This window comes from Fibrobacter sp., from assembly GCA_012523595.1.
Taxonomy (GTDB): domain Bacteria; phylum Fibrobacterota; class Chitinivibrionia; order Chitinivibrionales; family Chitinispirillaceae; genus JAAYIG01.
This window is the reverse complement of record JAAYIG010000105.1, coordinates 1-17,781: the sequence shown is the minus strand read 5'-3', so window position 1 is coordinate 17,781 and position 17,781 is coordinate 1. Positions and strand designations below refer to the sequence as shown.

General features: G+C 45.4%; 14 protein-coding genes. 11 read left to right on the top strand and 3 right to left on the bottom strand.

Features of this window, described 5'->3' with window-relative positions; genetic code table 11:
* Positions 1–89 precede the first annotated feature (89 nt).
* The gene (locus GX089_06725; protein NLP02170.1) at positions 90–1,616 is read right to left on the bottom strand and encodes a protein kinase; all 1,527 of its coding nucleotides are present in this window, start codon (positions 1,614–1,616) and stop codon (positions 90–92) included.
* Positions 1,617–1,870: 254 nt separating this feature from the next.
* A complete protein-coding gene (gene glgB, locus GX089_06720; protein NLP02169.1) occupies positions 1,871–3,814 on the bottom strand; it encodes a 1,4-alpha-glucan branching protein GlgB in 1,944 nt (647 codons plus the stop codon).
* A gap of 332 nt (positions 3,815–4,146) precedes the next feature.
* Between glgB and GX089_06715 the strand changes: the two genes are divergently transcribed.
* Positions 4,147–4,893: a hypothetical protein gene (locus GX089_06715; protein NLP02168.1), complete on the top strand. Its 747-nt coding sequence runs from the start codon at positions 4,147–4,149 to the stop codon at positions 4,891–4,893.
* Between the two features lie 14 nt (positions 4,894–4,907).
* Here GX089_06715 and GX089_06710 read toward each other — a convergent pair whose 3' ends face one another.
* On the bottom strand, positions 4,908–5,504 hold the full coding sequence (locus GX089_06710; protein NLP02167.1) for a DUF3157 family protein: 597 nt from the start codon (positions 5,502–5,504) through the stop codon (positions 4,908–4,910).
* A 124-nt stretch (positions 5,505–5,628) separates the two neighbouring features.
* Here GX089_06710 and GX089_06705 point away from each other — a divergent pair, with 124 nt between their 5' ends.
* The 10 genes from GX089_06705 to dnaK all read left to right on the top strand — a co-directional run bounded on the left by GX089_06705 (position 5,629) and on the right by dnaK (position 17,511).
* Positions 5,629–6,573 carry a glycosyltransferase gene (locus GX089_06705; GenBank protein NLP02166.1) on the top strand — a complete coding sequence of 315 codons (945 nt, stop codon included), beginning with the start codon at positions 5,629–5,631 and terminating at the stop codon, positions 6,571–6,573.
* Positions 6,570–7,604, top strand: coding sequence for a glycosyltransferase family 4 protein (locus tag GX089_06700; GenBank protein NLP02165.1), 1,035 nt, complete (start codon positions 6,570–6,572; stop codon positions 7,602–7,604). The genes GX089_06705 and GX089_06700 overlap by 4 nt, the downstream gene beginning before the upstream one ends.
* Positions 7,605–7,772: 168 nt before the next feature.
* Positions 7,773–8,537: a pentapeptide repeat-containing protein gene (locus GX089_06695; GenBank protein NLP02164.1), complete on the top strand. Its 765-nt coding sequence runs from the start codon at positions 7,773–7,775 to the stop codon at positions 8,535–8,537.
* An 80-nt stretch (positions 8,538–8,617) separates the two neighbouring features.
* Positions 8,618–8,809 (top strand): hypothetical protein, encoded by a 192-nt coding sequence (locus tag GX089_06690; GenBank protein NLP02163.1) that lies wholly within the window; start codon positions 8,618–8,620, stop codon positions 8,807–8,809.
* A gap of 169 nt (positions 8,810–8,978) precedes the next feature.
* A complete protein-coding gene (locus GX089_06685) occupies positions 8,979–9,422 on the top strand; it encodes a hypothetical protein (protein NLP02162.1) in 444 nt (147 codons plus the stop codon).
* A 98-nt stretch (positions 9,423–9,520) separates the two neighbouring features.
* Complete coding sequence (locus GX089_06680) at positions 9,521–9,967, top strand: 23S rRNA (pseudouridine(1915)-N(3))-methyltransferase RlmH (GenBank protein NLP02161.1); 447 nt, start codon at positions 9,521–9,523, stop codon at positions 9,965–9,967.
* A 239-nt stretch (positions 9,968–10,206) separates the two neighbouring features.
* A complete protein-coding gene (locus tag GX089_06675) occupies positions 10,207–12,237 on the top strand; it encodes an ATP-dependent DNA helicase RecG (GenBank protein ID NLP02160.1) in 2,031 nt (676 codons plus the stop codon).
* Between the two features lie 102 nt (positions 12,238–12,339).
* Positions 12,340–13,851: a glycosyltransferase gene (locus tag GX089_06670; protein NLP02159.1), complete on the top strand. Its 1,512-nt coding sequence runs from the start codon at positions 12,340–12,342 to the stop codon at positions 13,849–13,851.
* Between the two features lie 131 nt (positions 13,852–13,982).
* Entirely contained in the window at positions 13,983–15,050 is a 1,068-nt protein-coding gene (gene ychF, locus GX089_06665) for a redox-regulated ATPase YchF (GenBank protein NLP02158.1), read from the top strand.
* A 508-nt stretch (positions 15,051–15,558) separates the two neighbouring features.
* Positions 15,559–17,511, top strand: a complete 1,953-nt coding sequence (gene dnaK, locus GX089_06660; GenBank protein ID NLP02157.1) for a molecular chaperone DnaK — start codon at positions 15,559–15,561, stop codon at positions 17,509–17,511.
* The last annotated feature ends 270 nt before the right edge of the window (positions 17,512–17,781 follow it).

Below are 17,781 nucleotides of genomic sequence, written 5' to 3'. Positions count from 1 at the left end.
GATAATAAAAACAAATTGTTATTTGAAGTTAAGTAAATCATTTTCTGATAAGGAAAACCGTGTAACGAGGTTGAAAAGAGGAAAATACATTACCTCCCTCCATATTCCTTAACGATCTTTTCCAGCTCGGTGTCCACTCCTGAGGCGATTTTCAAAGGGGTTCTTCCTCTGCGGTCTTTGAGATTGGCATCAGCGCCACCCTTCAGAAGGATTTTGACAATTAACACAGCATCTTCCCGTAGAGCATAGTGCAGAGGAGCGTCACCATATTTATCACGGACATTTGGTCGGGCACCCATTTTCAGGAGAAGTTCTGTTTGTTCGGTGGATCCTCTTCGTACTGCCTCATGAAGAGGGGAAGTGGGAGAACCCGCGGGTACATCAGATGAAGCACCCTCTTTGAGCAGGCGTTTCAACTCCCCTGTATCTCCGATCTTTACAGCTTCAAGGACCGGATTTTTCCCGGTTACAGGTTTACTGATAGTTTGTGAAACTGGTTTTGGTTCAGGTGTTTTACGTTTTTTGGGGGATGTTTTCTTAGGTTTCCTGCTTTGATCAACTGTAGCTGTGTCAGTTGGTTTTGATTGCTCTGGTTTCTGCCCTGCAACAAGACCGGAAGGGTTCTGCACCTGGTGTCCCTTTGAGGGTGTCCTGAAAACAAAAATCGAAAGCACAATCATTATACATATTGATACTAATGTAAGTAGTAGTGCAGTGTTATCATTTTTCTTTTCGGGTGGTTGGACAGGAGCAGCTTCAACTGGAGGAGGGGGTAATGGTTGTTGTTGCTGCTGGGTATTATCTATCGCTCTTTTCAGTGCAGTAATAGCTTCCAGAGGAGTCTTCAGACGTGCGTCAGGATCCTTTTCCATCATTTTTGAAACAACTCTGGAAAGGGGCTCAGGAATATCAGGATTTACCAGATGCAGAATAGGTGCCGGAGTTTTTATATGATTAAGAATGATTTCAACCGGAGTAGAACCCTGATAAGGAACATTTCCAGCCATCATGTGGTAAAGAGTGCAACCCAGAGAGTAGATATCTGATCTGCAATCTGCTGCTCCGGGGTTTTCGGCCTGTTCGGGTGCTACATAGTGAGGGCTGCCGAGTACTGTGTTGGACTGGGTGAGCGATGTGTCGCCATCTATCCTCGCCAACCCAAGGTCTGCCAGTTTGACCCTGCCCTTCTCCAGCAGGATGTTTTCAGGTTTGATGTCTCTGTGCACGATTCCATTTTCCATTGCAAATTGAAGTGCTTCCAGCACTTCGATTGCTATCCGCACCGCTTCATCGGGTTTGATTCCACCGGTTTCTTTGATGATGGAGAGGAGATCTTTACCCTCGATGAATTCCATGATGATATAGTGCAGTCCCTTTTCACAGCCGACATCATGAACACCGATTATATGCGGGTGTCTCAGTCTTGCGGCTATACGTGCCTCGCGGAGAAATCTCTCCTCTGCACCTTCTGTAGCTGAAAGAGGTTGAAGAATTTTGATAGCCACAGGGATGTCCAGAGCCAGATGATGAGCTTTATAGACAGCACCCATGCCTCCGTGGCCAATTTTGGACACTATCCGGCACCCGCCTATTATTTTCCCTGTCAAATTGTTCATCAAACGCCTCCGGTTTGCTTTCAAATATATTAAAAAAAACACCCGGTTATGGAATTTAAAGAGGGTTTTACCGATGTTAAGAGATTATAGATCAGGTTACCGGTAAAACCCGCTCACGCAAGTGTTAAAGGGTGTCTTCAGTGTGGTTGATTCAGGAGTTTTGTCAGAGCCGATTGTAGTGATCCGGTTTATGATTGAGGATTCAGGTCTTTCTGGAAAGGTATTCCTGAATCCTCCCGGAGGTTTGATTTTCTCTACTCCTTATGGTACTTAAAGACGTTAATCGCAAGCGGAGGGAGTGTAAGCAGCAGAGACTGTTCTCTTCCAAACCAGGTAACCGGTTCTGAATATGCGCCACCTGCGTTTCCGATTCCTCCTCCGCCATATTCTTTTGCATCGCTGTTGAAGATTTCTTCCCAGTATCCTGCCAGAGGTATTCCGACTCTGTAGAGAAGGCGGGGTACAGGGGTGAAATTACATGCCACGAGTACCATCTGATCGGGTTCATTGCCTTTTCTTACGAAGGTCAGCACACTGTTTTCCCAGTCATTGCAGTCCATCCACTCAAACCCTCTTCCGTCGAAGTCCAACTCATGAAGAGACGGGAGTTCTCTGTAGATTCTGTTAAGGTCCTTGACCATGAGTTGAATTCCACTGTGCCTGTCCCACTGTGTGAGATGCCATTCGAGCGGATTATCGTGGGACCATTCGGTCCATTGGGCAAATTCTCCTCCCATGAAGAGGAGCTTTTTCCCTGGATGCATGTACTGGTAGGATAAAAGCAATCTGAGGTTAGCCAGTTTCTGCCAGTCATCACCAGGCATCTTGTTTACAAGTGAGCCTTTACCATGCACTACCTCATCGTGAGAGAGGGGGAGTACATAGTTTTCTGTGAAAGCGTAAAGCATGCTGAATGTCAATTCATGGTGATGATATTTCCTGTAGATTGTGTCCTTATTCATATAAGTGAGTGTGTCGTGCATCCACCCCATGTTCCATTTCATACCAAACCCCAGGCCGCCGACATAAACCGGACGGGAGACCATTGGCCATGCAGTTGATTCTTCGGCAATGGTCTGCACATCAGGGAAGGCTTTATAGACTTCCTCATTGAATTTTTTAAGGAAAGCGATTGCTTCCAGGTTTTCCCTTCCTCCAAATACATTGGGGATCCATTCTCCTTCACGTCGGGAGTAATCAAGGTAGAGCATCGAAGCCACAGCATCGACCCGTAAACCATCGATGTGGTATTTTTCCAGCCAGAAGATGGCACTGCTTAGAAGGAAACCCTGTACTTCGTTACGCCCATAGTTGAAGATGAAGCTCTTCCAATCGGGGTGGAAGCCTTTTTTGGGGTCTGAATGTTCATATACACAGGTACCATCATAGTAGGCGAGCCCATGCTCATCACCGGGGAAATGTGATGGGACCCAGTCGAGGATCACACCTATCCCCTTCTGGTGCAGATAATCGATGAGGTACATGAAATCCTGGGGTGTTCCATAGCGGCTGGTAGGGGCAAAATATCCTGTGGTCTGGTAACCCCATGATCCGTAAAAAGGATGCTCCATGACAGGGAGAAACTCAACATGAGTAAAACCCATATTCAGTAAATAATCAGCCAGTTCCGGTGCAATTTCACGGTATGACAGAGGTTGATTATCGGGTTTACGGCGCCATGATCCCAGGTGAATTTCATAGATGGAGATAGGAGCGGAAAGTTTGTTTTTCTCCTTGCGCTCATTCATCCATTCCTGATCCTGCCACTCATAATCAAGGTTCCATACTATTGGCGATGTTTTTGGCGGTTCCTCCCAGAAGAAGGCGAAGGGGTCGCCGCGGTTGGCTTTGTATCCGTTGTAGTTGGAATCGATGTGGAATTTGTAAAGAGTACCTGTATCGATTCCGGTAATGAAACCCTCCCAGATTCCCGAGCCATCCCATCTGGCAGTAAGGGGGTGAGTTTCGGGGTTCCAGTGGTTAAAATCCCCTACAACTGAAACCTTTTTTGCATTTGGTGCCCAGACGGCAAAATAGGTACCTTTGACGTCATCTACTGTCATCACATGGGCACCCAGTTTTTCGAAAAGCCTGTAGTGGTTTCCTTGTTTGAAAAGATAAACATCAAAATCAGAAAAAAGCGATACTCCGCTTTGCACCCGCGGTTCGGGCTTCTCCGCAGTTGTCTTTGATTTCATAGGTCTCCCTTGGTCATTTCGAATTTTGTATGAAGAATATAGTTCCAGCCAGAGGCTGAATAGTTGATTTATTGCAATCCTACGGGCTTTAAAAGGGAAAGTGACAAAAATAATGCCATTTATTATTCCGGGTGTGCAATCATATTGAAGATCGTTTATATTTAAGATACAAACCTGATTTTCTTACCTTGATAATCTTGATCAAGGTGGTTTACCTGAATTTTATCAGAGAAAAAGAGTTATCTAAGCACAAGGTGCAGATAATTCGATGCAAGAGCTACCCTCATCAGCTTGCCAATTATTGACCGGATCGACCGATGGAGGTGTTTGTCATGAGGAAATATTTACTATGGATTTCTCTCCTGTTGTCAATTATTACGGTTTTCTGCAGCAAGACATCTGACCTTCTGCAGAAAGCAAAGGCCTCTGAGTCAACCGGAAATATGGGTGAAGCTTATACACACTACACCCAGGCCCTTCTGGAAGGTTCTCCTTCGGGGAAAATACCGGATTTCAACAGATCCAAATTTCTCGAACCGGCTCTGTGGAAGAAGGAAGTAGAGAAATACATCCTCTGGGTCACCACAGGTACTGGGAGAAAATCAGCCAATATTAACAGTATCATAGAAGGAATAAAAAGATGTGCACATAGCACCAGTTCTGTGAATACTCTCTTCAATCTCAAAGACAAAGAGTTGACTTCTGAAGAGTATCTTAATCTCTGGAACAAGACATTTTTTGCTCCAAATGTCCCTGTAAACCCGGATCATGCCGGGCTGGCATCGGGGAATTACATCAGAAAACTGTCTTTTATCACCATTAAAGGTACGAAAAATTACACCTATGAGGGTGCTCTGGTAAATGAGGAAACCGGATGCAGTACCGGGTTTATCCTTTATGCTGAGGGGAACGTCACATTCCTGGCTCCTCCCGGAAAACATATCCTGGTCTACAGAAGCACAGCAGAATTTCCTGACAGGAAAGTGTGGAGATCTCCCTACTCTACAGTTGGCCTGGATATCCCGGAAAAGGCATCGTTAGTTACGGCTGAACTGAGGACCAGTGTCAGCCGTAAGTAAAAAGAGGAATGCTGCTATTTTTTAGCAGCTTTGGTGGAATCCTGTGTTTCTGGCGTTGCAAGGTCGATCTGTGTTTCGACACAGTCCAGAATCTTTTTAACCTGGACTTTCTCCAGACTTACCTTTGCCTGCGCAGTCCATCCTGGTTTGTAACTGACTTCCGCACCTGCCTCACCTATTTCGTTTTTGATGCAGGCAGTCAGGTATTTATGAGTCATTTTTGATTTTTTTGCGTATGGAACCAGACGGTCTGCGGCTCTTTTAAGTGCACCCTGAGTAGCTGTCTGAACAGCCTGATCAAGGACTGGTTTTGTGGAAGAAGCGGTAGCGGTTACAGTAGGGAGCTCCTGAAACGATTTTTTCCGGGGTGCCTTTTTAGTGGTGAACTCCCAGGTATTGTCTTCCATTTTCAACCAGATCGTACGTCCATCGTCTACTGTTATATAAATATCTTCTTCATCTCCGTGGCTGATGGTGAATTTTGCAAATCCCCATGTATTGTCATCATGCAAAATCACATCCCTGCCGTCATCGAGAGTTAAAACCATATCACCTGCTGCCCATGCACTCAGGGAAAAACAAAGCACGATTAATACAAACAAAAATCTCATACCCATACTCTCTCCTTCATTCTGATGGGTTTGGTTTCGGTTATTTCTATTAATATATGAAAAAATCACAGCATCCAGATGTATTAGTTGCAATAAATTTTGTTAATATATAATGTTTTATAGTATGTCTCCAGAGATCTCCATAGTCATCGCATCACATCGCCCGGCACTGTTAACAGGTCTGCTTGATTCGCTGTCCAGGCAGGATTTTGGTGCTGACAGATTTGAAACAGTAGTTGTGACCGATTATGACCCCGGCGCTTTTGCGGAAAAATACCGGATGATCAACTGGCGATTTCTCGATAACAGGAGCATAAGTGCAAAGCGCAATCTTGGGGTTTCTCTGTCTAAAGGGGAGATTTTGGCTTTTGTCGATGATGATTGCATTCCGGCATCTGACTGGCTGAGTAAAGGCGCTTCTTACCTTGCTGGTCATAAGGATGCATCGGCAGTTGAGGGCTTGACCACAATTGAGGAAATCGGTAAATTAACAGGTGCACACAGAGAGTATAAGAGGCTGGAACGACCCGGATTCCGAACCAACAATATCTTTTTCAGGAGAGAGGCTTTCCTGGCTGTCGGGGGATTTGACGAACGCTTTACAGTCCAGAGGGAGGATGTCGATCTTGCCTTCTCGGTGAAAAAGATGGGAGGGAAGATCGATTACTGTCCGCAGATAAGAGTTGAGCACAGGTTCCGCTACTGGGAGCGGTGGGATTTGCTTAAGAATTGCTGGAACAGAAGATTCGATCCGCTTCTGTACCGTAAACATCCGGAACTTTACCGTAAACATATCCATTCGCCTTTTCCTCCGGGAATTTTATTGATCTCTGCAGGGTATCTTTTCCTCTCTTTTTCTTTTCCTGCCAACAACCGTACTGTCTCGAAATGGGCGGCTGTTCTGAATCTTGCACTTGTGCTGGTGTTTGGAATAAAGAGGTGCGGGATCGGGAAGGAAAGTCTGAAAAAATTTGTTTCTGAAACTGTTTCGGTGATTCTTTCACCTCTGGTTTTGACAGGTGCCCTGATTTATGGAAGCATACGTTTCCGGAAGTTTCTTCTGATATGAGAATAGCCTTTTTCAATAAATTTCTTTCATCCGACCAGCCCAATGGTGTTTCAGTACAGGTGCACAGGCTGGCGCAGTCACTTGTTGAACTGAAGCACGCTGTGACGGTATTCAGTTTCAGCCCCACTCCTGCAGATGCACTATATTCTCATGTAAAGCTGTCATGGGGAAACGATTCGCGCCTGATGTGCAAATTCAAGCCTGCGCTTCAGTTCAGATCAGTTTCCAAAGAACAGTTTGACATCCTGCACTATCATGGTGATGACTATCTTTGCAAAGGAGGAAATGGAAGGGTAAGGACTTTTTATGGTTCTGCCCTGCAGGAGGCGTTTCATGCAAAGAATTCCGGCCGGTTTCTTTATCAATCACTGTTTTATCTCTTTGAATGGATCTCCTGCCTGAGAAAAGGCGCTCTTATCACCATATCAGAAAGCACTTACTCTTGTTTACCGCTGGTTAAAAGATGTATCCCCTGTGGAGTTCCCCTTGATATCTATAGTCCGGGTGGGGGGATTAAAACTGATTATCCCTCTATTCTTTTTATCGGAGACCTGGACAGCCGCAAAAGAGGGCGTCTTCTGGTAGATACTTTTGTAAAAGAGGTGCTTCCCGAATTCCCTGACAGCAGACTCACAATAATCGGCCCACAGCCCTGCACTGCCCCGAATGTCATCTATGCCGGGATAACAGATGAAAAATCGCTGATAGAGAAATACCGGGAATCCTGGATCTATTGTCTTCCAAGCTCATACGAGGGATTTGGGGTCCCGGCATTGGAGGCGATGGCGTGTGGAACACCAGTTGTAGCAACAGTGAATGCCGGGATAAGGGAAATAATCCGGGACAGGGTTAATGGGGTACTCTGTGAACCGGAATCTCTTGGTCGTACTATAAAAGAACTCCTTAAGGACCAGCAACTGAGGTCCGGGATTATTGCCAATGGAATTGAATCTGTGAGAGCTTTTGACATCAGACGAATAGCAGCAGAGTATGAAAGCCTTTACCAGCAGATATTAATTGAAAAAAAATGAACAAAACCGGGATAAATAATCTCTAATTTATTCAGGGTGAATCAGCAGTATTCGGTAACAAGTAAAGAGGTATCAATTCAGATACCGCCCCCAAGCCTCAAAACATAAGGTAAAGGATTAAAAAAGGTGTACCTTTTAAGTAAATTGACCGGACGCAGAGGGAAAATAATGAGCAAATCACATGTGTTATCTCTTTTGTTTTTTTTCTTTTTTGGTTCCGTGTACTCAGAAGAACCGGTGATGTATCTGTGTATCGACAGCATGAAACAGCAGTTTGACAAAACCGGTGAAACTCCTCCAAAGCTGGTTTACGGATATATTGATGGGCAGAAGACTGAATGCATGAGAGAACATGAACTCAGGGCAGAGTTTTCCAGGCACAGTTTTCAACAGAGTCGTGCATCACAGCCTGACAGCCAGCAACTGCTTGATCAAAAAGGGCTTAGAAGAGAGATATCATCAGGGATTCTGCGAAAATCCATAAAAGAGAAAAAGAATCTTGCGGAATCTGATCTAAGGGGATATGACCTGAAGGGGGTTGATCTGTCCAGGGCGGATCTAAGGAAGGCTAATCTTGAATCAGCAGATCTGCGTTCGGCGAAACTGGAGGGTGCTGACCTGAGCGGAGCCAACCTGCAATTTGTTTATCTGAAGCACGCAAAACTTAAGAACGCAAAATTAACTGATGCAAATCTCAAAGGTGCTTACTTTCAGGGGGCGGATCTCAGGGGGGCAATCGGATTGGATCTGGAGAAACTTCGTGAGGTAACGACTCTCCATAATGCGATTCTGGATTCTACACTGATGGATCAGGTGAAGGAGTACTGCCCGGCAAAGCTCAAGGATCCGGGTTGGCAGTGGCATGCCACATATTTTCCTCAACAGGAGGAGACTCCCAAAGATCAGAGGGCTAACCGTAAGCAATTCCGGTAACTGCTTTATCCTTTGCTGCAATAAGCATATCCCATTGGCACAGGCTGTGCGGTATGCTTTTTTAATAAAAGGAGGCAGTTATGGACTATACGGGAAAATCTATTGTCAATCTGAAGATCCGGAATCATGAATTTTGTGTATTGTGGGACTGCAAAAAACTTAACAAAGAATACCCTTGTGCAAGCTGCCCTGTCCTGAAAGATCTTTCAGAGATGGCAAAAGCTCTGCAACTAAATAGCTCATCATTCGGGGTTTTTTCTGAGGCTGCTTGATCTGGGAGGTATAAAGGACGTTTATTAATTGCAGTAATCGATTCCAGCCGATACCAATGTCGGCACTGTGACTTCGGACGAGTAAAATAGTTTTGACATGCAGAGTTCCGTATCATATCTTCGGATTACAGGGGTCTGAAAAGTTTTATTCTGGAATCTGACCGTGCTCATGAAATCAAAGAAAAAAAACCGTCCTTTTGTCCCGAAGGCCGGATCTGCTTTACAAAAAAACAACTGTGTGGTTGATGCGGTTGTTTTCAGCACCCCTGACCTCTCTTTATATATAAAGCTTCAGAACCTGCTCAATTATTTCCTTGAATGTCTCAATGAAGTTGCTGCTTCTCCGCAGAAGGAGAATGCTCACCAGCTTTATATCTGTATTGATCATATAGTTCTTCTCGCAACAGACAGATCAGAAAGCTTTGATTCAGAAATCCGCAGAATGCTTGCGGAGTTTCAGGAAGAGACCCGGAAATTCGAGAAGCTGCTGAAAGCGTTTTCATCTCCTACATCTGATATGCTGATTCCGGCAAGAGCATCATATCTTCACTGGCTGGCGGTTTGTATCCTCGAGGAACTCAAAAAACCTTTTTCCCGTAATCAATCCGGATAGAGCAGGCACACCGATTCTATCTGTACTTTAATCCAGGAATACTGAAACTGAGCCGTTTTTGCTTATTTTTATGAGCAAACATTAACACAGGATTCTCAATGGCTGAAATTGTACTTGATATCAAGATTATTGCTGTTGGTAAAATCAAGGACTGCTCACTTGCATCGATGATAAAGGAGTATACTGAGAGGATTTCGCATGATGCGAAGCTGCAGGTTATTGAGATAGGGGACAGTAATCCGGAAAAGGAAGGGACCAAAATACTGGAGCATCTTAAAAAGAATCCCGGTCATGTGATAGTGCTCACTCAGGAGGGACGTCAGTTTGATTCGGTGGCTTTCTCCAGGTATATTGGATCGATAACCCATCAGCTCACTTTCATTATCGGGGGGCCTTCAGGGCTGAGCGCAGAGGTAAAGAAAGCTGCTGACCTGGTCTTGTCTCTCTCGGCCATGACTTTCACACATGAAATTGCCAGGATGCTTCTCCTTGAGCAGATCTATCGTGCGATATCTATTATCCGTCACAGGAGATATCATAAATAGCCGGAGAGCAGAAAGAAATAAAAATCACACGAATTGTGATCTTTATCACAGTATTTTTATCCAGATCGGATTATGTTTATATATAGTTACATTTCCTCTCTCTCCGTACTCCTTTGCTGTACAGCCCGACTCTCTGAGCCGGGCTTTTTTTCTGCGCTGTTTCTAACTGCTTCAGAACGCATCGATAGACAATCCTGCGATATATATTTCAGTTAAAATTGAAATATCGCTAAGGTATTATGACAAAAAGAGATGTAGAAGCAATGATGGATTTTCTCTCACCGGTTTCATTGGTTCCGGGGATGGGGCCGAAGCGGGTTGAGGCCCTGCTGGAGTCTGGAATAGAGACCATAGGAGATCTGCTTTATGCATTTCCCCGCCGCTACATAGATCGCTCCAGAATTACCCTAATCAGCTCAATCGGTGACTACTTTCAGGACTGTTGTACAATCGTTGGAATTGTTAAACGGGTGAGACTTGAACGCGGACGTCGCAGCCAGAGGTTGAGAATTCTAATAGATGATGGAACGGGGCAGATAGAGTTGCTGTGGTTCCAGGGGATCAGTTACCTGCGAAATGCTTTCAAGCCCGGGATGAGAATGATGGTTACCGGGAGGGTCAGCCGGTATATTCATTTCCAGATGGTTCATCCTATAGCTGACAGGGTGCCGGAGAGGGGGGAGGGACCACTGTTAAAATGCATTCCGGTATATTCATTGACTTCGGGTATGAGGGAGGCCGGATTGGCACAAGGACTTTTTCGCAAGGCGGTTTCCTGGATCCTTAAAAACCTGAAGCATTATCCCCGGGTGCTTCCGGAGCCTCTCGAGAAAAAACATCAGTTTCCTCCACTTGAGATCTGTATCCGTGAGCTTCACTTTCCTTCCTCTATGGAAGAGCTCCCCAAATATCGGCAGCGTATAAAATATGAGAGTTTCTACAGGGTGGCACTGGCACTTCGGTTCAGCAGGAAAAAATTTGCGCTTCCCGGCAGGAGTATGAATCCGGGGAGACTTCCAGATCTTTTAAAGAGCAGTCTTCCCTTTGAATTGACACCCGATCAAAAGGATGCTGTCAATGTGCTTTACAGAGATTCAGGCAGCCCCAGCCGGATGCATCGATTGTTGCAAGGGGATGTGGGATGCGGGAAAACGTTTGTGGCGATTTTCTCCTGTCTGCCGGCTCTCAATGAGGGGCTGCAGGTGGCGTGGATGGTTCCTACGGAAGTTCTTGCAGCCCAGGGTTATGCAGTTGTAAAGAAATGGCTCGGTGGTCTGGGTATAGAATCTGCCATGCTCACAGGTGCAACACCGGCTTCTGAACGCAAGAAAATTCTTCGCAGTCTGCTTACGGGTGAACTGCGATTTGTTGTGGGGACCCACACCCTTATACAACCAACTGTCAAGTTCAGATCGCTTGGCATGGTGGTAATTGATGAGCAGCATAAATTTGGTGTAAAGCAGAGAATGGCTCTTCAGGAAAAAGATCCGGCGAGTGATTTTCTTCTCATGTCGGCAACTCCGATTCCTCAGTCCCTTGCTATGACCCTGTATGGAGATTTGGATATTGTAACCATAAACAGGGGGCCAGGGGGAAGGGAGCCGGTGTCAACTTATCTTGTACCGGAGGAAAAGCGGGCAGAGATGGAGAAATTTATTCTTGAACAGATTACTTCCAGGGGGGCATCTGTATTCTGGGTGGCACCAAGAATCGAGAAGGGTGAGGAGTTTGATGAGGACCATGAGGTGAAAGATGCAGAGACTCTGTATGACCATTTGAGAAGAGGTGCTTTTTCCGGGATTGATGTTGGACTGGTGCATGGAAGGATGGATAGCATCGAAAAGCAGTCAGTTATGGAAAAATTTGTATCAGGGGAAACCAGACTCCTTGTATCTACATCGGTGATTGAAGTGGGGGTAGATGTTCCTGCTGCAACTGTTATGGTCATAGAAGGAGCAGATCTGTTTGGATTGGCACAACTTCATCAGCTAAGAGGAAGAGTAGGGAGGGGAGGGGGGAAATCTTACTGTTTTCTTTTAAGCCCGGCTGCCGGATCGGACTCAGAGGTAAGGGGGCGGCTTTTGGCTTTTTGCAGGCTTAATGACGGGTTCAAGATTGCGGAGATGGATCTGAGGTCCAGGGGACCGGGTGAAATGGCAGGAATAAGGCAATCGGGGTGGGGGAATCAGGTGATGGCGGATATACTTGATGCCCCGGATCTTTTCAGAGAGGTGCAGGAGGAGATTTGCCAACTTACAGGTTCTCAATAAAAGTTATTTTGTGTTGCACCATGCAATAATTATATTATTTGCTACATTTTTCGTAACATAAGTTAAGAAAAAAACCTATCACTCGTGCAGGCTGATAAAAATATGGTTGCACTAATCATTGTAATATCTTTGTACGTCTTGTGTTCGGCGATTCTGCTGGCATATGGGTTACAGTGTTATATTCTCACCTATCTTTTCCTTCGGAAGCGAAAAGCTAAAGTAATTGCCCAACGCGAGAGGATGAAGCACTTCTATAGTATAACAGATGAAAGTTGTTTCCCCAAAGTAGTAACCCAGCTTCCAATGTACAATGAGAAATCTGTAGCCAACCGGGTCATAGAGGCTGTGGCTGCGATTGATTATCCAATATCAAGGCACGAAATCCAGGTTCTTGACGACAGCACTGATGAGACAATTGGATTTGTGGATGAAACTGTCAGGCGGCTGAAAGAGCAGGGAATCAATATTTCGGTTATTCGCAGGGTAGATAGAACAGGTTATAAAGCGGGTGCTCTGCAGAATGGACTTGACTATACAGATGCAGAATTTGTAGCGATATTTGATGCTGATTTTGTACCCAGGCCGGATTTTCTGAAGAAGGCGATGGCCTTTTTTGTGGATCGCCCCAAGATTGGGCTTGTTCAGGGGAGATGGACACATCTGAACAAGAATTCCTCTTTGATCACCAGAGGCCAGGCCATGGGTATTGACGGGCATTTTATGATTGAACAGGCCGCCAGAAGCTGGAATGGGTTGTTCATGAATTTCAATGGCACTGCCGGAGTTTTTCGCCGTTCAGCTATTGAAACCAGTGGCGGGTGGCAGCATGATACCCTGACCGAAGATATGGATCTTTCCTACCGCATGCAACTGGCCGGTTGGGAAACAGAGTATGTTCCTGAACTTGAGGTGCCGGCTGAGATACCTGAGGATATAAACGCTTTTAAGAATCAGCAGTTCAGGTGGGCGAAGGGTTCGATCCAGACCGCTATAAAGATCATCCCTCTTCTGTGGCAGAGAAAGATTCCCGTGTTTAAAATGGTTCAGGCGGTACTTCATCTTACCCACTATATGGTTCATCCGTTGATGCTGCTTCTGGCACTTCTGACTATGCCGGTTCTCTATTATGTAAAGGTGTATCTTCCGCCGTTCTGGTTTGGATGTGTTATTCTGTGCATGATTCTGGCTACCAGCGGGCCATCGACAATGTACATGGTTTCCCAGTACTACATAGGAAACAAGATCAGAAAGCAGATCATGCTTATCCCGGCGATGATGCTTATAGGGACCGGGTTGGCCGTGAATAATGGTAAAGCGGTCTTTGAGGCTCTTCTCAAGATGAATTCGCCTTTTCATCGTACACCGAAAAAAGGTTCTAAGCGAAGCACTACATACAAGCCGATAAAAGATCTGACCTGTCTTGTCGAGATCATCCTGGGGATATACTGCCTGGCCAGTTTCCAGATGTTTCTTGGCTTTACAAATTTTCTTGTCAGTCCTTTTCTGATGCTCTACGCATCCGGATTTCTCTTCGTGGGCATAATCTCGGTTGTCCATTTCAGACGTCCGGAACTGATAGACCTGAAAATAAAGCCGCCATCAATCATCAAGTAACGGCTTATTCCGGGTAATGTGAAAATCCCCGAAATATCTCTCAGATTTGTTTTCACGGCCTGCGGGATGGGTCCCCGGCTGAGTTTTTCTGTATTGATTTTACTGAATATGTATCTCTGCATGGAGGAACAATGAAGATAGGACTGTTTGGATTACCCAAATCAGGTAAAACCACTCTCTTTAATGCCTTGACAAAATCGGAAGCTCCTGTATCTGCTTATGCCTCCTCCAAAGCCGAACCCAATATTGCTATTGTCAAAGTTTCAGATGAGCGGGTGAAGAGGCTCTCTGAGATGTACAAACCTAAAAAGACAGTCTTTGCCACGATAGAAATTGTGGATGTTGCAGGGATCGCGGAGGACTCGATTCGTCAGGAGGCCTTCGCGGGTGAGATGTTGAAGGTAATCCGGAATGCGGATTCGCTGGCATTTGTGATCCGTGGCTTTGCAAACGACATTACCGGCCCGGCAGATCCGATTGGTGATCTGAGAAAAATTGAGGAAGAGACTCTGCTTTCCGACCTGATAATAGCTGAGAAGAGGCTTGAGAAAATCAGGTCAGGATATACGAAGGGGCAGAAAAATGATGCTCTGCTGATGGAGGAAAAGGTTTTAGAGAGAGTATGTGAGCAGCTTAACAAATCAGAGCCTGTCAGAAAGCTGGAATTCAGCCCTGAGGAGGAACTGGCGATCAGGGGATTTCAGTTTCTTACCAAAAAACCGGCGATAGTTATTCTCAATACCGATGAGGTATCTTACGGGAAAAATGAAGCAGTGATGCAGAAGTTTTCAAAGGAGTATAATGCAATTGAGTTTGCGGGTAATTTTGAGATGGAGCTCTCGAGGCTCGATGAGAATGATGCGCAGATGTTTATGGAGGATATGGGAATAAAGGAGTCAGCAAAGGATCGTCTGACAAAAATCGCCTATGATACACTGGGGTATATAAGTTTTTTCACTGTGGGTGCAGATGAGGTGAGGGCCTGGAATATAAGGAGAGGTTCGACGGCGGTGGAGGCTGCCGGCAGTATTCATTCTGACCTGGCACGGGGTTTTATTGCTGTGGAGTGTTTCTCTTATGACGATCTGATGGAACTGGGATCGGAAAAGGCTGTGAAAGAAAAGGGGCGATTTCATCTGGAGGGTAAGGACTATATTGTGTCTGATGGGGACATAATGAGTATAAGGTTTAATGTTTGATTTTGAGGGGGGTGAGGTTGGAGTTAGATGCAGGTTTGGGGGTCGATTTAAGCGATTAAAATGTTCTTTATTCAGGGGACGGACTATCTTTATTCTTTTTAGAAAGGTTGTTCCGGTAGGGATGTTTTGGGGCAGTTGTCTTTTGATGGTTAAAACAAATTAAGTCATAATTCATCATTGCGGTGAAAAAGAGAGTGGATAAAGAGGTAATAAGGTCATTATCAATAGTATTATTTTAGGACTTTTTAGTTGATAGATGCTATAGAATTGTTTCATAATAAAACGTTTGCTTTATAATGAAATAATTGATTCTTTTAGATTATTCGATCTAAATTTCTGCTTTTAGGTTAATATCTGCTAAATTCGATTAGAACAGGCCATTTTTTAATTCTGAATTAAAACTGAAATGATTCAAACCGGATGTTGAGGGGAATGGCATGGTTTTTGATTGCAATTCTATAATCGTTTTTATTGCATTATAGAATTGATAAGATCGGAGGCAGTTTTTATGGGGAAGATAATTGGTATAGATCTTGGGACCACTAACTCCTGTGTTGCAGTGATGGAGGCTGGGAAGCCGGTAGTTATTCCTAATCCGGAAGGTGGTCGTACTACTCCGTCAATAGTTGCTTTTACCAAAACAGGTGAAAGGCTGGTTGGTGCGATTGCCAAGCGGCAGGCGATAACAAATCCTGAGAACACGATTTTTTCCATAAAACGTTTTATGGGTCGTCGCCACAGCGAGGTCGAATCTGAGGAGAAGCGGGTTCCCTATACAATCAAAGGGGCTCCTGAGGAACCGGTCAAAGTAAATGCTCTTGATAAAGACTATACTCCTCCAGAGATTTCTGCCATGATTCTTCAGTACCTCAAGAAAGCAGCTGAGGATTATCTGGGTGAGGAAGTCAAGGAAGCGGTTATCACTGTTCCGGCATATTTTAATGATGCCCAGAGGCAGGCTACAAAGGATGCGGGCAGAATTGCCGGTTTTGATGTAAAGAGGATAATTAATGAGCCTACTGCTGCATCGCTGGCTTACGGGCTTGAGAAGAAGCGCAATGAAAAGATAGCAGTTTACGATCTTGGTGGTGGTACATTTGATATTTCGATTCTGGAACTGGGTGAGGGTGTATTTGAGGTAAAGTCCACTAATGGGGACACTCATCTTGGCGGTGACGATTTCGATAAGGTTTTGATTGATTACATAGCAGAAGATTTTCAGAAGACTAACGGGATAGATCTCCGTAATGACCGCATGGCTCTTCAGAGGTTAAAAGAGGCTGCCGAGAAGGCAAAGATCGAGCTCTCTTCTGCGATGCAGGCTAATATCAATCTGCCCTTTATTACCGCTGATGCATCCGGACCCAAACACCTCGATATGACTTTGACGAGGGCTAAACTCGAACAGCTTGTACAGCATCTTATAGACCGGACGGTTGAGCCTTGCCGGAGAGCTCTGGCAGATGCGCACTTGAGCGCAAGTGATATCGATGAAGTGATACTGGTGGGGGGAGCAACCCGTATGCCTGCTGTGCAGAGTAAAGTTGAGGAGGTGTTTGGCAAGGCGCCACATAAAGGTGTCAACCCGGATGAGGTTGTTGCTCTTGGGGCTGCGATCCAGGGTGCGATACTTAGCGGTGATCAGAGCGTAAAAGATGTGCTTCTTCTCGATGTTACTCCTCTTTCTCTGGGTATAGAGACTCTGGGAGGAGTAATGACAAAGCTCATAGAGCGCAACACTACTATTCCTACAAAGAAAAGCCAGATTTTCTCCACTGCGGCTGACAATCAGACTGCTGTAAGTATTGTCGTTTACCAGGGAGAAAGAGAGATTGCCGCTCACAATCGTTTGCTTGGCAAATTCGATCTTATCGGTATTCCTCCGGCTCCCCGTGGAGTACCTCAGATAGAGGTTACTTTTGATATTGACGCAAACGGAATTATGAATGTCAGTGCAAAAGACATGGGTACAGGAAAGCAGCAGGCGATCCGTATAGAATCATCGAGCGGTCTCTCCGAAAGTGATATTGAAAGGATGGTAAAGGAGGCCGAGGCCAACGCTACGAGGGATAAGGCGGAGAAGGAGAAGGTGGAGGTCAAGAATCAGGCCGATCAGGTAATCTACCAGACTGAAAAGACACTGGGTGAGGTCGGGGATAAGATATCCGAGAGCGATAAGGCTGCTATTGCATCTGCCTTGAATAATCTTAAGGAAAAGGCCAAGACAGATGATACTGAAGGTATAAAATCCGCAATCGATGCTCTTATGAAAGCCTCGCACATCATGGCTGAAGCTCTTTACAAAGGGTCTGGGGGGCCGGGTGCTGCAGGTGCTGCGGGCGGAGCTGGTGCTGGTCCACAGCAGAAGGGACCTTCAGAGGAAGCTGCTGAGGGAGAGGAGCCGCAGAAACGTAATCGGGGTGATGGAGCAGTTGATGCTGATTACGAGATAGTTGATTGATTGGATTGTGTTGAATATTTGTGATTTTACGGGGTGGGTGGGTTACCTGCCCTGTTTTTTTTGTTTTCAGGGGACGGACCATCTTTTTTATCTTTGATTTTCCTTCGGCCCGGAATTTGCATCTTATTACCTCCACCTTACATCAATCTCACCCTTTTGCCGGAGGAAAATATGCCTCGAATGGCCCGTATGGAATCTCCTGGCTCTCTTTTCCACATAATGGCGCACTCTATCGAGGGCAAAGAGCTCTTTGTCGATGACGATGACAGG

Bases quoted from the DNA above. Each gene is read 5' to 3' on its own strand.
- GX089_06725 (NLP02170.1), bottom strand. From the start codon at position 1,616: ATGAACAATTTGACAGGGAAAATAATAGGCGGGTGCCGGATAGTGTCC.
- glgB (NLP02169.1), bottom strand. From the start codon at position 3,814: ATGAAATCAAAGACAACTGCGGAGAAGCCCGAACCGCGGGTGCAAAGC.
- GX089_06715 (NLP02168.1), top strand. From the start codon at position 4,147: ATGAGGAAATATTTACTATGGATTTCTCTCCTGTTGTCAATTATTACG.
- GX089_06710 (NLP02167.1), bottom strand. From the start codon at position 5,504: ATGAGATTTTTGTTTGTATTAATCGTGCTTTGTTTTTCCCTGAGTGCA.
- GX089_06705 (NLP02166.1), top strand. From the start codon at position 5,629: ATGTCTCCAGAGATCTCCATAGTCATCGCATCACATCGCCCGGCACTG.
- GX089_06700 (NLP02165.1), top strand. From the start codon at position 6,570: ATGAGAATAGCCTTTTTCAATAAATTTCTTTCATCCGACCAGCCCAAT.
- GX089_06695 (NLP02164.1), top strand. From the start codon at position 7,773: ATGAGCAAATCACATGTGTTATCTCTTTTGTTTTTTTTCTTTTTTGGT.
- GX089_06690 (NLP02163.1), top strand. From the start codon at position 8,618: ATGGACTATACGGGAAAATCTATTGTCAATCTGAAGATCCGGAATCAT.
- GX089_06685 (NLP02162.1), top strand. From the start codon at position 8,979: ATGAAATCAAAGAAAAAAAACCGTCCTTTTGTCCCGAAGGCCGGATCT.
- GX089_06680 (NLP02161.1), top strand. From the start codon at position 9,521: ATGGCTGAAATTGTACTTGATATCAAGATTATTGCTGTTGGTAAAATC.
- GX089_06675 (NLP02160.1), top strand. From the start codon at position 10,207: ATGACAAAAAGAGATGTAGAAGCAATGATGGATTTTCTCTCACCGGTT.
- GX089_06670 (NLP02159.1), top strand. From the start codon at position 12,340: ATGGTTGCACTAATCATTGTAATATCTTTGTACGTCTTGTGTTCGGCG.
- ychF (NLP02158.1), top strand. From the start codon at position 13,983: ATGAAGATAGGACTGTTTGGATTACCCAAATCAGGTAAAACCACTCTC.
- dnaK (NLP02157.1), top strand. From the start codon at position 15,559: ATGGGGAAGATAATTGGTATAGATCTTGGGACCACTAACTCCTGTGTT.